This window comes from Halomonas meridiana (assembly GCF_009846525.1).
Classification (GTDB): domain Bacteria; phylum Pseudomonadota; class Gammaproteobacteria; order Pseudomonadales; family Halomonadaceae; genus Vreelandella.
This window is the reverse complement of the sequence record NZ_CP024621.1, coordinates 2476951-2492318: the sequence shown is the minus strand read 5'-3', so window position 1 is coordinate 2492318 and position 15368 is coordinate 2476951. Positions and strand designations below refer to the sequence as shown.

Genomic DNA, 15368 nt, shown 5'->3' with positions numbered 1-15368 from the left:
GTTAGCGCCTTCCTTTCAGCAAGTAACGATACCAGCGGTACAGTTGTTGTTTCCATGTGATCGAGTGTTTCTGAGAGTGCGGCTGTTTGGCCTTGGCTTGCTCCAGTAGCGTGACCACCGTTTCGGCGTTGCACAATTGTCCAGAGGCGGGATCGACGTAGCTAGGGTAGAGAAGCAGCGTTGCTGCTACCAGCTCATCCAAATTGAGTTTGCGTGTGCGCCTGGAGCAGTGCATGGCATCGTCAGTGATTCCCCAGCCTGCATAGAAAGGTAACCCGTACGTAGTTACCTGACGATAGCGCAATAAAGCCTCAAACCCAGTCAGTGAACTCATTGTGTGCACGCCGTGCACGTTGTCTAACAAAGCAGTGATGGACATGTGACTGCCATCTAAATCATACAGCCGTTTGGCATCGCTATCGAGTTTCCCAACCCGTGCCCCACTGATGACGTCTGGATGGGCTTTGTAAATGATGAAAGCATCGGGCCGTTTTTGCCTAACGGCGCGAAGTAGGTCGCTGTTGGTGCTGATTTCGGGCGATCCCGTGGCGATGGATGCATCCGTTTCGACCTGCCCTGGCACCAGGATGATGTGTCGATGGCGGGGGAGAGACAAATCTGCTTTACCGGCCACGTTATATTTCGAAAGCTTGAGCGCTACTAAGCGTTCGCGAAGTTTGGCGGCGCGAATGAGTAGCGCATCATCGAAGTGTGCATTCTCTAACAGAGTTTCTAATTCACTGGCTTGGGAAGGATCGTAGTATATCCCTTGATTATCGATAGCCAGCGATAATGGCGTAGTGAGATCGGTCCCCAGTCCCACTGATCTTATGAAGCCGTCTTCAATGCGCCACACTTTATGTAGGTGCTCGGCATTTTGAGAGAGAAAGCTTGAATCCAAACTGCTGGACCATGCCAAGTAATTGGGCGCTTCAGCGTGACTCGACAGTCGCTGCGGGAGCTGGTCTTGATATTGAATGACGGCGGCGGGCCCGAGGAAGTAGCCAATGAACTCTTTTTTCCATGAAGAGAAGCCACAGGCTACCCAGTTTCCTCTCAGGCGCTCTTGCTGACGTCTTTGATCGGCGATGAGAGTAATGGTGTCCTCAAGCGTTGATGATTGACCTGTGTAAGGGTTGGCGTAGCGCGCATAGCGTAAATAAGCGGCTGCAAAAACCTCCTTTAGCGAGCGTTTTCTAGCGCGCCTGGGGCACTGCATTTGGTCGTGGGTGAGTCCCCATCCCGCGTAAAATGGCAGCCCAAAGCAATGAACGCGCTTTCCCGCTATTAGAGCTTCAAAGCCAAGCTGGCTGGTGACCACATATACGTCATCTACTTGATCGAACAGTGCCCAGGGGTTGATGTCTTCACTAATGACTTGGCAGCGTGGGTGATCAAGCGCACTCGTCAAATGCCCTCGTTTTGCTCCAGCGATCACGTCAGGGTGAATTTTGACGAGTACTCGTGCATTTGGGTGATTCGTCAAGGCATGTTCGAGCATCGTCGCAAAACTGTCCGCGTTAGCACCCCCATACTCGATGGACGCATCGCCTGCCGTTTGGTCGACGACGAGGACGTTTGCATTCGTATCGTGCGGGGGAGTATCGATGGCGTGGTTGTATTTTGATAGCCGGTAACGCTTGAGCATGGCCATGCAGCGCTCGGCGCGGATTAGCTCTTCGTTACTGAAATCAACTGTGTTTAGCCAAATTTCGAGATCACTGGGCTGGGATGCGTCGTAATAAATCCCGGTGTAGTCGACGACCACGCTGGCCGGTTGATAGCCTGAGGCGCCCAAGCCTAGAGAACGCAGGAAGCCATCCTCCAGCGCTACATAGGGGAGCCGATGGCGCTTGGCATACTGACGTGGCTCAATGCTGGTCGGCTTCAATCCCCAGCCAATCACAGCATGAGGCTTGGGTGTGAGTGTTCGTATCTTGGCAAAATGATCGAACTCAGGTAGCAGTGCTGCCAGAGCGGAAATTCTACTAACACCGTTGTACATGTAACCTGCGATACGCTTTGCCATGGAGAGGGCCACAGTTTTTCGAGAAGGGATAACTAAACAGGCGGCGAACATACGTGAAATAAGCGTGGTTATCAATTCGCACGCTCTTGGCTTATCGTTCGGAAGCTTGCGTTACGTGATGAAACAGTTTAGAAAAAAATTATCTAAGTTGACTTATATCAACGCGCACTTTTCACTTGTTTTTGGTAAGTTATTTTTCGAACCATGATTGAGGCTGAAACTGAGGGCTCAATTTAAGGAAAGTTAACGAAATAGGGAACTCTGGTGCGCCTAGCCCCCCTGATTCATCGACTGATTACATTTCGTTCTATAAAAAGCCGGCTGTTGCTGGGACTTTCTTGTGCTCTGGCCATCTTGGCGGGGGCCGTGCTGGGCATGGCGTGGCAGGTGGGTAAAACCATGGTGCACGAGACCAACATCGCCCACCTACGTTATCAGGCCAACCTGTTGTCTGATGAAATCACTCAACAGATCAATCAACGTATCAATGCTTTAGAGCGCCTCAATGGCGCCGTAGGGCTGTCCGATGATTCCACGTGGCTGAACTATGAGCTGCAAAAGAACGACTCGCTGCTCGCTTGGTTCGAGGGGTTGGTCATTAGTGATGAAAACGGAGTCATCGTCAGTGACTGGCCGAGTGTTACCGGGCGGGTGGGCTTGGAAACCGCCGAGCTGGAATATTTCAAGATGGTGCGCGGCATTCGTCGCCCCTATGTGAGTGAGCCGTTCGTCGGCCGAGCCAGCGGCATGCCCCTTGTGCTTATTAGCGTTCCGCGCATTGATGAGGATGGCAAATTCGCAGGATTCATTGGCGGTATCGTCAGCCTGGAAAGCAGTGGGCTCTTCAACCGACTGGGCACCATTCGCCTAGGCGAGGAGGGGTATGCAGCGGTTGCCACGGCATCGGGCAGGATTCTCTATCATCCTGACAATGATCTGGTCAATGCGGACCTCCGCAGTGACCAGCTAAATCCCCTGTTGGAGCTGGCGCTGGCAGGGTGGAAGGGGGAGGGAGTAACCGAGCTGGCCGATGGGAACGTGAGCCTGCAAGCGTATGCCCAGGTTTGGCCGGCGGATTGGGTGATTGGCCTGTTTTTGCCCGCTGACCAAGCACAGTTACCGCTCTCAGGATTCATTTATAAGCTGCTGGGTATCTGGTTTGCGCTGGCGCTCATCATGATGCCACTACTGTGGTGGCTGTTGGCGCGGATTCTCAAGCCATTGGATCATCTCGAAGCGCAAATTGGTGAAGTGGGGATGGGGCAGCGCGCGAGTCTGGACCTAGCCACGAGCATGCAAGAGTTGCAGCAAGTCGCGGTGACGTTTAACCGTGTCGAGGACGAGCGTCAGCAGTTGGTCGGTCATTTGCAAGAGCGCCAGGCCTTTTTGGATTCCGTGCTGAGTGCCACGCCCCAAGGGATGTTTGTTGCCAACTTTGGCGGCAAGATCACTTACATGAACCCGTCGCTCTTGGAGATGTTGGACATTCCCCCCGATACGCCCATGGAAACATGGATGGAGCAGGTTCACCCTGATGATAGACAGGGTGCCAGGGATATGTGGGTGCACAGCTTGAAAACCGGCAGCGATTTCGTTCGTCAGCTGCGGTTCATACGCAGCGATCAGGAAACGCTATGGCTGGACATTCACGCCCGTGTGGTCATGCTCTCGAAAGGCGGTCATTCGTTGGGCTTGGTGGGGGTCGTTAAAGATATCACCGAGCGCCGCCAACAGGAGGCGTTGCAGCGCTGGGAGGCGGAGCACGACCCGCTGACGGGGCTGCTCAACCGACGTGGGTTCGATCGCCGTTTGGAGGAGGCGTTTGCCGACTTCCAGAAGACCAGCACCCCCTCTGCGTTACTGCTGTTCGACTTGGATCACTTCAAACCCATCAACGATGAGGGTGGTCATGCCTTGGGGGATGAAATGCTTCGCCGGATCGCCCAAATCGTGGCGTGGGAAGTGCGCCGTAGTGACCACGTGGCACGCCAGGGGGGAGACGAGTTTGGGGTGCTGCTGCCTAGCTGCACGTTGAGTCAAGCCGAGCGTATTGCGGAGTCTCTGCGTCAGGCGGTAAGCGAGGTGTCCGTTACCCATGAGGGTAAAGAGTACACCGTGACCCTGAGTATCGGCGTGACGACCTTCGACGAGAACGACGAGACGGTCGAAATGGCGCTTTCCCGTGCGGATGCCGCCAGTTATGAAGCCAAAGGACAGGGGCGCGATGGGGTCATCGTGAAGCTGCCGGAGCAGTTCGACCCTATGGCGCTCTTCGATTAAGGCGCGCTTCGATCAAAAGGTATCGAGAAAGCCGTCGCGTTGCCACTCGGTCAGCCACTGAGGCAGCTTGTCGGCGGGCATGGGGCGTGCAATACCGTATCCTTGAGCCAAATAACACCCCAATGACAGCAGTGCTTTGGCGTGCTCCAGCGTCTCGACACCCTCTGCTAGCACAGGGCGTGAAAACTTCTTCGCCAAGAAGACGATGCTCTCCACGATCGCACGGTCATCCTCGCTATCCAGCATGTCGCGAACGAAGTCACGGTCGACCTTGATCAACTGCACCGGTAGGCGGCGGAAGTAAGCCAGCGACGAGTAACCGGTACCGAAATCATCCAGCGCGACATCGATGCCCAGCCGTTGGCAGTTTTCGAGTACGTGCAGCGCCGCTTGCATATCATCCAGCGTGGCAGATTCTAGAATCTCGATGGCCAATCGTTGGGTGGGAACATCGGCATATCGTGCCAAGAGCTGTTCTAACTGCGGTAAGAAGCCCTGATGCAGCAAGTGTTGAGGGCTGATATTCACACTGACTTGAAGCGTGATACCGACACGCTCCCACTGTTGAAGCTGCTTTAGGGCAGCTTCGATGACCCATTCGCCTAACCGAAACTCCAGTTCGCTACCTTCGATGAGGGGGAGAAACTCCCCTGGCGCACAAAGTCCCCGCTTGGGGTGCTGCCAGCGGATCAGCGCTTCGGCCCCCACGACCTCCTTCGTCTGCAAATCGACCTGAGGCTGATAGAAAAGCTGGAACTCCTCGTTGCTCAGCCCGTGTTGAATGGCAGTACGCTCTTGCTGACGTAGCCGAGTTAGGTGCTCTTCATCGGTACTGTAGCGCACGCACTGCGATACACCGTGGGTTTTGGCTTGATACAGCGCTTGGTATGCATGGCGAAAAAGCGTGTCCGAGTCTACTTCGTCTTCTGGGTAGCATGTCATGCCAATACACGTGGTGAGCTTCAACGTATGACCGTGTATCTGCATGGGCTCCTGAATGGCTTGGTGCAACGCTGAAGGGCTGAGCTGCTGGGTCGGGGCCGCCACCACGAACTCGTCGCCGCTAAGCCGCGCGGCAATGCCCTGTTGATGTAGCGGAGCGACCAAGGCCGCCAAACGTTCGGCGATACGCTTCAAAATACGATTGCCGACGGCGTAGCCAAACAAATCATTGAGGCGTTTGAAATCATCGATATTCAGCACATAAACCGTCAGAGGCTCGCGTTGCCGAGTCAGCGCCTCTAATTGCGTGCGCGCCAGACGCTGATTAGGAAGGCCTGTCAACTCATCGATGTTGGCGGCTTTATACAGCGCCTCCTCATGACGCTTGGTGTCGGTAATGTCGGACTGAATGGCGATGAAACCGCCACCGGACTGTTCCCCTGCGGGTAACGGGTTGCAGCTGATATGCACCCAGTAGGGCGTGCCGTCTTTGCGGTAGTTCAGCAGCTCCTCTTCATAACGTTGGCGATATCGCAACGCATGGGCAATGCGGCGCACGGTAGCGCTATCGGTGGCGCTTCCCTGAACGAGTTTTCCCGGCTTTTTGCCGATGGCTTCGTCGAACGTGTAGCCGCTGAGCCGCGTAAAGCCGTCGTTGATCCACTCGATGTTGCCCTGTGCGTCGGTGATCACCACTCCATTACTGGTGTTTTTCGCCACCATCGACAGCCGGGCAATGGCCTGCTGGTCTTGGCGCTGCTGGCGGTGGTTGCGAAGGTTATTGATAAACTGCCCGATGCTTCCCAGCAGTGGTGCCAAGAACTCCACCAAGGTGTCATCATAACCGTTAGGGCGGTTGGCGAGGCCGATCATCCCAATGCAGTGGCCGTTAAAGTGAATCGGCACGCCCAAAAACGCGTTGAGTGGCGGATGCCCGGCCGGCAGACCGCCACGGCGAGAATCCATGGCGGGCGCGTTAGAAATGACGACCGTTTCATGGCGCATTACATGACCAAACAGGGTGTCGAGATTGCTGAATACCATGCCGTTGGGGGCATTTTGATCATAAAACTGTTTGGAGGCTTGATCCCAAGTGATGTCGGTGATCGCATGCGCGACGAGATAGGGTGCTTGCGTGTCGTCGTAGAGAACTTCGCCAATGAAGCCATACTCGCTGCTGGTGAGGGCCAGCAGATCTTCCAGCAGTGGGTTGAGCGCCTTGGCATCGCCCTGGCCGTCGATGAAGCTCGCTTGCGCGCGCATGATGGCTTGCTCTAACGCCTGCTGGCGCAACAGCTGGGTTTCGATCTGCTTGCGTGGCGTGACGTCCAGCATCGTACCGATGAGTTGCACCACGCGGTCACTCACCACCAGCGGGTTGCCGGTAATTCTGACCCAGCGCGGTTCACCGCTGACGGTCGTCAGTTGAAACGTATCGTTAAACGCCACGCGGTGCTCGATGGCCGTGTCGATGGCGGTCATGAGCCGCTGGCGGTCTTCAGGCGTGTAAGCGTCCATGCGTTGCTCGAACGTGCGAGCATCGCGTTTGCCTACATCGTAAAGCTCATTGACGACATCGTTCCAGTGGGTGGCACGGCTGGGTACGTCCATCTCCCATAGGCCAATCGCCGCATTACTGATGGCGTGGTAGGCCCGCTGAGACAGGTAGTGTTCGAATTGCAGCACCGTGCTACTGGCCAGCTGCTGAAGCAGCTCTTTCTGGCTATTCGAGAGCTGGCGCGGCTGCTTGTCCATCACGCACAGCGTACCGATCACGCTGCCATTATCGGCCACCAGGGGCACGCCAGCATAAAACACGATATGTGGCGGCAAGGCCACCAGCGGAAGCTCTCTCAGGGACGCGTGTTCACGGGCATCTGGCACTTCATAGAGGGTCCGCTCTTCGATCGCGGTACCGCAGAAGGAGCGCTCTCTGAGCATGTTCTCGGCGGGTTTGCCTACGCCGCTCTTGATCCAGACATGGGTGTCATCGACCAGCGTGATCAGTGCGATGGGCATATCGCAGTAGGCCGCCGCCAGTTGAGTAATACGGTCGAAGTGGTCATCCGCCGAAAGGTCGCCCAAGGTATAGCGCTTGAGCGTGAGAAGGCGCTGCTCTTCTTTTTCATGGCTGACTGGCGGAACCATAAGTGACCTATAAGTGACGGTGCGCGTTTTTGCTTACTTTCCCTTATGGTGGCGTGGCTGTCTAGCGAGTCGACAAATCTTAGTCAACGGTAGAGTATAAGAGGATGCTTATTCGACTGAGAGCGCTTTCGTGGACCTACTCGAACTCTTTACTCGCACCCTAGATGTCACCCTACCTGTCTTTGCCATGGTGTTCATAGGGATCGCTTTGAAACGCCTGGGTTGGATCGATAGCGCGTTCATTTCGACGGCGTCGTCTCTGGTGTTCAAAGCCACGCTACCAACGCTGATCTTTCTCAGTCTCGTCAACGCTGACTTGAGCGTTGCCCTGGATGTGCCGTTACTGCTCTTTTTTGCCTTCGCCACGCTGGGCCAGTTTTTGCTGAGCTGGGGCTGGGCGCATCTGCGTGTGCCTCGAGAGGATCGGGGCGTGTACGTACAAGGGGCGTTTCGCGGGAACTGCGGGATCGTGGGATTGGCGTTGGCGGCGGGCATGTACGGCAACTATGGGTTGTCCGCTGGCAGCTTGCTGTTGGGCGTGGTGATCGTGATGTACAACGCCCTGTCCGTCATCGCCCTAGCGGCGTACCAACCTGGCCAAGCGACCGACTGGCGCAGCCTGCTGGGCCACATCATCAAAAACCCATTGATTCTATCAGTGGTGGCGGCATTACCGTTCACCGCGTTGTCCATCCCGCTACCCAGTTGGGTGATGACGTCGGGCAACTACTTCGCCTCGCTGACGTTACCGCTCGCCCTCATTTGCATCGGCGCGACGCTCTCGGTGTCGAGTATGCGAGAGGGCAGCCACGTGGCACTGAGTGCCAGCAGTCTCAAAATGGTGATACTTCCAGCGCTTTCCACGGCGGCCGCTTGGCTGATGGGATTCTCAGGCAACCAGTTGGGGTTGCTGTTTCTTTTCTTCGCCAGCCCCACGGCGGCCGCCAGTTTCGTGATGGTCAAAGCGATCAATGGCAACGTCGCGTTGGCTGCCAACATCATCGCCATGACCACGCTCATGGCCAGCGTCACCGTGACCCTAGGCATCTTCGCTCTGCGTTTGCTGGGTTGGATATAGCCCACCATGGCTTTTCCAAGCCCCTGGTTGGCCGAGGCGAATCAAAACGCTATACTATTCGCCCCGTAAGTCCCTGTAGCTCAGTAGGATAGAGCAGCCGCCTCCTAAGCGGCAGGTCGCAGGTTCGACTCCTGCCAGGGACGCCAAACACTCTATCTTCACAAAGTCCTACTTGTCACCGCGGCGCGCCCAGCGTCTGCACCCAATAATGCGTAAACCGCGCGTCGGCATTTTCCGCGTGGGCCATACCCATCTCTGTAAAATCATCGTTCATTAAATTATGGCAGTGGCCGGGGCTGTTGATCCAGCTTTCGATAGCCGCGTCGGCAGTGGTGTGGCCAGCGGCGATGTTTTCGCCGACGGTGCGCCAGGCGTAGCTTTGTTGGGTGGCGCGTTCGCCTACGCTGTTGCCGTCTTGGCCGGTGTGGCTGAAGTAGTCATTCTCGGCCATGTCGTCGGCGTGGGCTTGCGCGGCGGCGGTGAGCGGGCAGCTCCAGGTGAGGGGGCCGGCGGCGTTGAAAGATTGTTCGCCGCATTGGCGGGCTTGGTTTCTGGCCTCGTTAACACGTGCCAGCATCTGTTGCTGCTGTTCGGTAGGGGCGCAGGCGGTGGAAGTGGCGTCTGTGTCGCTTGCTGCCCATGTAAACGGGCTGTCTATCCCAACCATCACCGTAAGCGCGGTAGATAAAAGCGCCCGCAAAAGCGGGCGCTTTGTGAGTGGCTTATCCACCGAATTTCTCATTTTCGCCCAAGTCGGGCGTGGCGTCTTTTTTGAGATTGGCTTTGGCAATCTCGTAAAGCTGGAACGTTTTGCTCTCTTTGGCTTTCCAGTGTTCGCCCATTTCTACTTTCACTTCCAGCAGGGCGACATCCGGGTCGTCTTTGCCTTCCGGGAACCAGGCAGCCACAAAGGGGTTCCAGTATTTGTCGATCAGCTCGCGGTTGTCGATTACGTTGGCTTTGCCGGATAACGAGACATACACCCCGTCTTCTTGATCCGAAAAGCTCAGGCACACATCGTGGTCGCTTTGGGTCTCTAGCACTTTCTCAGCACTGCGACGGGTAAAGAACCAGAGCGTGCCGTCGTATTCGTCTTGTACCATATGCATTGGGCGGGCGCGGGGCGTGTCGCGGTCCAGCGTGACCAGCATGCCGACTTTGATATCCTTGATCATCTTCCAGATTTTTTGCTTATGCTCTGGGCTAGACATGGTGTCACTCTCCTTATGAATGGCTAGCGGTCTTTTGCCAAGCGTCAATGCTTATGCAAAAGCTAACGGGATTTGGGGGATGCTGTACAAATCCTGTCATTAGCCTAGCTGCCATCAGGAAAATCAGCAAATCGGTTCTCCCGGTAGCTCGATATAGAACTCGCCACCGCCGCCTTGCGCATCTCGATAGTTCACTTCTCCGCCCAGCTGATGGGCAATCTCTCGGGTAATGGCAAGGCCCAAGCCGGTGCCGGGCAGTTTTCGCGTATCGCTGCCGTCGGCTTGAGAGAAGCGCTTGAAGAGGTGAGGTTGAAACGCAGGGTCGACGCCTGGGCCGTAATCGCGAACGGAAATGACCGCTTTGCCACTCTGGAAAGCCACCGAGATGTCGACGGACTCGCCCTTCGGCGTGAATTTCACGGCGTTGGACATCAAGTTGGTCAGCGCTTGAATCAACCGTGGGCCATCGACGTTAACCATCACGTCTGGCCACGGTGCCGTGGCGTGAATGCGGACACCATGCTGCTCTCCATAGCCTGCCATGGACTCGACCGCCTCTGCCACCAGCGGCGTGAGCGGCTGCGCTGACAAGTTCATCGGCATTTTGCCCGCCACCAATTTTTCCATGTCCAGCAGATCGTTGATCAGTGTGGCAAGCCGCTGTACGTTCCGTTGGGCGGTTTCCAAAAGCGCATTGGCGGGTGCGGGGAGCACGCCTACGGCACCGCCTGCCATCAGGCCCAGTGACCCATTGATCGATGTGAGTGGCGTACGTAGTTCATGGCTCACGGTGGCGATGAATTGGTTTTTCATTTTATCCAACCGGCGACGCTCGGTAATGTCTTCGATGAGTGACCAGATCACTGGGCGTCCGTCGGGGTCGTGGCTCAGCATGCCCTGCAAGCGCACCGGGTAGCGGGTGCCATCCTTGCGGATGTACTCTTTTTCAAAGGGCCCATAACGGCCGTTGGTTTTGAGGCTCACCAAGGCCTCTTCTTCAACGGCTTGATAATCCTGTGGGGTTAGGTCCCAGTAACTGAGGTTGACGAACTCCTCTCGGGTGTAGCCGGAAGGCAGGGTCAGAGCGTCGTTGAGGTCGATGAACTGTCCGGTCTCAAAATCGTTGAGGGCAATGCCGATAGGGGCAAACTCAAAGAGGCCTCTTAGGCGGCTCTCGTTGCGCTCCATGGCTTTGCGGGCTTGCTCCTGTTCATGGATGTCGTGCAGGTAGCCATGCCATAACACGCTGCCATCCGCGAGCCGTTCCGGACGGGCCTGACCGGTCGTCCAGCGGTAGCTCCCTTGCGCATTTCTGACGCGATAGGTCGCGTGCCAGTCGTCGAGCGTGCTGGCCGAGTGCTGAATGGTGGCGGCTACGGGAGCGAGGTCGTCGGGATGAAGGCGGTCGAACGCCGGGGTCGCGTCTTGGGCGGCTTGCTTGGGCGTTAGTCCATAGAGCGTTTGAATTTGCGGCGAGCTGAACGGGAACGTGGCTCGGCCGTCTGGAAACTGCCGGTATTGATAAATCACCCCAGGTAGCTGGGCCATCAGCTTGGTGATACGTTCGTTGCTCAAACTGTTGGTCAGCGTATCGGCCAGCCAGCGTGCCAGCAGGCGCAAGAAGAGCCTTTCGCTCTCGTCGAAGTCGGTGGCTCTTGGGGAGGCCGAGGAGAAGTTGAGCGTTCCAAAAACCTGCCCCTCCACGTCGATCACCAGTGAGGCATAGGCACCCAACGGGAACGCCTGATAGCAGGGATGGGCGTGGAAGTCGCTCTTGGGTACGTTGGCAACGAAGAGCTCTTTTCCGTGCCCGGTAAAGAGCAGGTGGCACCAGGTGCTTCCTAAATCGAAGCGCTCTCCGGCATCGAGGGGAAAAGAGGAAGTGGCGTCTACCCAACGGGCGGTGTAAACGTCGCCCTCGATCTGGCTAAGAATGGCCAAATCCAGGCCGAGGTAGTGGCGCGTCTTGTACAGCGCGTACTGAATTTTATCATCGAGCGTGTCGAGGGCGTTGAAGGCGATATCGTTGAGCAGCAGCAGCGCATCGTGGTGTTTGCGAAGCTGGGCGCGCGCATCGTGTTCGCGGGTAATGTCGACGATGAAGCCTTCCATGATGACAGGGTGCAGAGGATCTCCTGTCACCCAGTTGCCGCGCTCTTCGACCCAGCGCCATTGGCCATCACGGTGGCGTATGCGGTACTCGACGTGCCAGCCTTCGTTGGCAACGCGTGCTGCTTCGATGGCGTCACCGACGCTCGTGGCATCGTCGGGGTGAATGATGTCGGCGTAGCTAAGGCTCGCGTTATTGATCAGCGCTTCTGCCGAGTGGCCGCTGACGCGGTCGATTTGGCCACTGATGTAGAGCATCGTCCAGTTGTCATCCGGCAAGCAGCGGTAGGTCACACCGGGCATGTTGCTCAACAGCGAAGCAAATTCGTCTCGGCTGGCTTGAAGGGCCTGCTGCGCCTCGACTTCGTGGGTAATGTCGGTGTGCGTGCCGTACATCAGCAGCGGCTGGCCATCTGGGGTCCAGTCGAAAACTTGGCCACGGTCATGCACCCATACCCAGTGCCCCTGTTTGTGGCGCATTCGCGCTTTGCAGCTATAGCTCTCTGTCTCTCCACGGAAGTGGGCGTTGAGCAGGGCCCCGGAGTGGGCAAGGTCGTCGGGGTGGGCCAGGTCTAGCCATGTATCGATCGTGGTGGGGCTCAGCTCATCGAGGGTGTAGCCCACGATCTGCGCCCAGCGCTCGTTGAAGAGGGTCTTCCCGGTCTGTACGTTCCACTGCCAGGTGCCGACGCGAGTACCTTCGATCACAAGCCGTGCGCGGCGTTCGCTCTCTTGCAGCGCTTGGGCCAGCGCCTCGCGTGAGGCGTGGTTGCCAATGTCGCTTTTGAGCAGCTCTTCTACCATGGCGCCCATGTCACGCAGCAGGGCGATTTGATCTTGGTCCAGTGAGCGTGGAGTGTCGTCGATCAGGCATAGCGTGCCTACCCGTTGGCCCGAGGGCGTGTGCAGAGGCATCCCGGCATAAAAGCGAATGAACGGTTCGGCCGTGACCATGGGATGGTCGATGAAGCGGGCATCTTTTAGGGCATCTTCGACGATGAGATAGTCGCTCTCCAGAATGGCGTGGCTGCAAAAGGAGCGCTCAAGCGGCGCCTCGTTAGCGTCTAACAGGCCCTGGCACGATTTGAACAGTAGGCGATCTTGATGGATCAATGAAACGAGCGCGGTAGAGACGCTAAACACCCGTTGTGCGAGGCGTGTAATACGATCGAAGCGGGGGTCGTTCTCGTAGTTGAGCAAGTGGCGCTCATTCCACTCAGAGGAATGGGCAACACGGTTGTCTGAGCCCTGGGGTGTTGTCATGGCGTGACCATCGTCAGGTGACCTACTGAAAGTGTGCAAGGCGCACGTAGCACTCGCCGTTATCGCTAAACTTATAACGAGCCGTTAGGCGTTTACCACAGCATAATGGCTTATTGCGAAGGGGTGTAGAGAGAGACGTCGCGCAGGCTTCGTTTCATCTGTGAAAAATTGTGGAGCGCCGCCGGTCGCGACGTATTTGTCACAAAGCTGGCTGAGGAGCATAACGAATGAAATATATCGTCGTGATAATCGCATTGGGGTTAGGCGGCTGTGCTGGTGCGTCGGGGGTCAATATGCAAACGGCGGCCGCCGAGTATTGCGAAAGCGTCGGGGGCGAGCGGATGACACGCGAAAGCGCTTTGGGAACGGGACGTTACTGTCGACTGCCGGATGGCCGTGTCGAAAACGAGTGGCATTTATATCGAACAGAGCATTTAGAGAACGATTGATGCCATAACTAGATGAGCGTTTCAAACGCATCAAACGTGCCATCAACGCACATTTGAGCGTATAAGATGAATGAATAAAAAGTAGGGTAGGCTGGCATAGCGTCAGTAGGGGATCTGATGGGCATTTTCAACGTCATGTGGCGCGTTTGCGGCGTAGGGGTAATGGCCGCCTTTTTGCTGTTGCTGACTCTACCGTTGGCGCACGCCAGCGCGCCTGCGCCGTTAACCGATTGGGAGTACCGCTGGGGTGATGCGCCCCTGGACGCCGAGGCGCCATGGCAGCCCATTGCCTTTCCCTCTAACCCGCCAGGGCGAAACGGGCAACAGGCCGTATGGTTCAAGACGGTCGTGCCCGCCGGGGAGTGGCGTGATCCCGTTCTGCACATTACCAGTATCAATTTGGTGGGGCAGGTTTACCTGGATGGCACGCTGATTTATGAGCACGGCGATATGGCGAATCCTCGCTTCATCGGCTGGCCGTGGCATCTGGTGGCATTGCCTGAGGGGGCGGCGGGTAAAACCCTGGCGCTGCGCATTCACTCGGATTACACCAGCATCGGTCTTTGGGGCGATGTGGAGATCACGGACCGTATCGATGCGCTACAGGGAATGCTCCAGGCGTCGGTGCAGGATCTTGCGGTCAGCGCCTTTAGCCTACTGTTGGCGACCCTGGCGGCGATTTTTGCCATGATCGGCCCTGAGCGCCGGGGGTTTTTCGCCATCGCGCTGTTTGCCTTCTCGTCAGGGTTGATGCTGTTGGCAGAGACGCCTGTTCGGCAACTATTGGCCGATGCCCCGCTCATCTGGGACATCCTCAGAGCTGCCAGCTACTTTACGCTCCCCATTGCCATGGGCCTGCTGCTGAGCCACTGGTTGGAGGGGGCGCCTAAACGCTGGATGGCCCGGTTATGGCAGCTTCACTTGGTCTATTTGGTGTTGTCGATTGGGCTGGTGGCGTTTGGAGCGGTCAGTTTGGCGCTGACGTTCCCGGTGTTCGATGTCCTGCTGCTGATGACGCTGCCCGTCATGCTGTTGCTGGCGCTATTGCATGTTCGTCGATTGAATTTGGAACAGCGACTGTTCGTCTTTAGCTTTTTGCTGTTTGCACCGCTGTTGCTGCTGGATATGTTGGTGGCGCACGAGTTGATCCCTTGGCGTGATGTGCCTTTGAGTTATGGCGCGCTGGGCTTCTCTTTGGCCATCGTGGCCATTTCCCTATGGCACTACCGCCATACCCAGCGGCAGCTGGCCGCAGCGAACCAGACACTAGAAGCGCAGGTGACGGCGCGAACGGCGGAGCTGGATACCCTGGTCGAACAGCTCAAAGGGCTCTCTCTGCAGGATGCGTTGACGGGGCTCTATAACCGCCGCCACTTCGATACGCTGCTTCATCAGGAGATGGCCTTGGCTCAGCGGAAAGGGCGTCTATTGTCGTTGCTCATGATCGATATCGACCACTTCAAAAAAGTGAACGACAACTTTGGCCACGATGCAGGGGATGCCGTGCTGATCGAGGTCGCGATGCTGTTGACGCAGCATTTTCGTGGCTCGGACGTGGTGTGCCGCTTAGGCGGCGAGGAGTTCGTTGCGCTGCTGCCGGGCACCGATACGGCGGAAGCGCAAGCCCGCGCCGAAACGTTGCTGGAAACGCTGCGCCATCGAACGTTGAGCTATCTCCATCAGCCGCTTGGGCGCATTACCCTCTCCTGCGGGGTGGCGACGTTCCCTACGCACACGATGGACCCCGCCAGGCTACTGCGGTTGGCGGATACCGCGTTGTACAAAGCCAAGAACAACGGACGCGACCGCTGTGAAGTATGGGAAGGGGTCACGTCTGCCAGCGAACCGTAGTCGGCGTT

General features: G+C 56.9%; 9 protein-coding genes and 1 tRNA gene. 5 read left to right on the top strand and 5 right to left on the bottom strand.

Features of this window, described 5'->3' with window-relative positions:
• Position 1: 1 nt before the first annotated feature.
• The gene (locus tag CTT34_RS12060; RefSeq protein WP_254436373.1) at positions 2 to 2080 is read right to left on the bottom strand and encodes a capsular polysaccharide biosynthesis protein; all 2079 of its coding nucleotides are present in this window, start codon (positions 2078 to 2080) and stop codon (positions 2 to 4) included.
• 273 nt (positions 2081 to 2353) lie between these two features.
• Here CTT34_RS12060 and CTT34_RS12055 point away from each other — a divergent pair, with 273 nt between their 5' ends.
• Positions 2354 to 4309 carry a sensor domain-containing diguanylate cyclase gene (locus CTT34_RS12055; RefSeq protein WP_167520881.1) on the top strand — a complete coding sequence of 652 codons (1956 nt, stop codon included), beginning with the start codon at positions 2354 to 2356 and terminating at the stop codon, positions 4307 to 4309.
• 12 nt (positions 4310 to 4321) lie between these two features.
• Here the strand turns inward: CTT34_RS12055 and CTT34_RS12050 are convergent, their stop codons facing one another.
• Complete coding sequence (locus CTT34_RS12050; protein WP_159342647.1) at positions 4322 to 7399, bottom strand: sensor domain-containing phosphodiesterase; 3078 nt, start codon at positions 7397 to 7399, stop codon at positions 4322 to 4324.
• A 130-nt stretch (positions 7400 to 7529) separates the two neighbouring features.
• Here CTT34_RS12050 and CTT34_RS12045 point away from each other — a divergent pair, with 130 nt between their 5' ends.
• On the top strand, positions 7530 to 8477 hold the full coding sequence (locus CTT34_RS12045; RefSeq protein WP_159342646.1) for an AEC family transporter: 948 nt from the start codon (positions 7530 to 7532) through the stop codon (positions 8475 to 8477).
• A gap of 69 nt (positions 8478 to 8546) precedes the next feature.
• Positions 8547 to 8623, top strand: a tRNA-Arg gene (locus CTT34_RS12040).
• A gap of 29 nt (positions 8624 to 8652) precedes the next feature.
• Here the strand turns inward: CTT34_RS12040 and CTT34_RS12035 are convergent.
• The 3 genes from CTT34_RS12035 to CTT34_RS12025 all read right to left on the bottom strand — a co-directional run bounded on the left by CTT34_RS12035 (position 8653) and on the right by CTT34_RS12025 (position 13060).
• Positions 8653 to 9207, bottom strand: a complete 555-nt coding sequence (locus tag CTT34_RS12035) for a CAP domain-containing protein (RefSeq protein ID WP_254436372.1) — start codon at positions 9205 to 9207, stop codon at positions 8653 to 8655.
• Positions 9200 to 9688 carry a pyridoxamine 5'-phosphate oxidase family protein gene (locus CTT34_RS12030; protein ID WP_159342644.1) on the bottom strand — a complete coding sequence of 163 codons (489 nt, stop codon included), beginning with the start codon at positions 9686 to 9688 and terminating at the stop codon, positions 9200 to 9202. Before CTT34_RS12030 ends, CTT34_RS12035 begins: the two co-directional genes overlap by 8 nt.
• A 123-nt stretch (positions 9689 to 9811) precedes the next feature.
• Positions 9812 to 13060, bottom strand: a complete 3249-nt coding sequence (locus tag CTT34_RS12025) for a PAS domain-containing protein (protein WP_159342643.1) — start codon at positions 13058 to 13060, stop codon at positions 9812 to 9814.
• Positions 13061 to 13287: 227 nt separating this feature from the next.
• Between CTT34_RS12025 and CTT34_RS12020 the strand changes: the two genes are divergently transcribed.
• Entirely contained in the window at positions 13288 to 13509 is a 222-nt protein-coding gene (locus CTT34_RS12020; RefSeq protein WP_159342642.1) for a putative hemolysin, read from the top strand.
• 117 nt (positions 13510 to 13626) lie between these two features.
• Positions 13627 to 15360: a GGDEF domain-containing protein gene (locus CTT34_RS12015; protein WP_159342641.1), complete on the top strand. Its 1734-nt coding sequence runs from the start codon at positions 13627 to 13629 to the stop codon at positions 15358 to 15360.
• Positions 15361 to 15368 lie beyond the last annotated feature (8 nt).

What these genes read in the sequence shown, in the direction of transcription:
- CTT34_RS12060 (WP_254436373.1), bottom strand. Translation starts at nt 2,080, where the DNA reads ATGTTCGCCGCCTGTTTAGTTATCCCTTCTCGAAAAACTGTGGCCCTC.
- CTT34_RS12050 (WP_159342647.1), bottom strand. Translation starts at nt 7,399, where the DNA reads ATGGTTCCGCCAGTCAGCCATGAAAAAGAAGAGCAGCGCCTTCTCACG.
- CTT34_RS12030 (WP_159342644.1), bottom strand. Translation starts at nt 9,688, where the DNA reads ATGTCTAGCCCAGAGCATAAGCAAAAAATCTGGAAGATGATCAAGGAT.
- CTT34_RS12025 (WP_159342643.1), bottom strand. Translation starts at nt 13,060, where the DNA reads ATGACAACACCCCAGGGCTCAGACAACCGTGTTGCCCATTCCTCTGAG.
- CTT34_RS12020 (WP_159342642.1), top strand. Translation starts at nt 13,288, where the DNA reads ATGAAATATATCGTCGTGATAATCGCATTGGGGTTAGGCGGCTGTGCT.
- CTT34_RS12015 (WP_159342641.1), top strand. Translation starts at nt 13,627, where the DNA reads ATGGGCATTTTCAACGTCATGTGGCGCGTTTGCGGCGTAGGGGTAATG.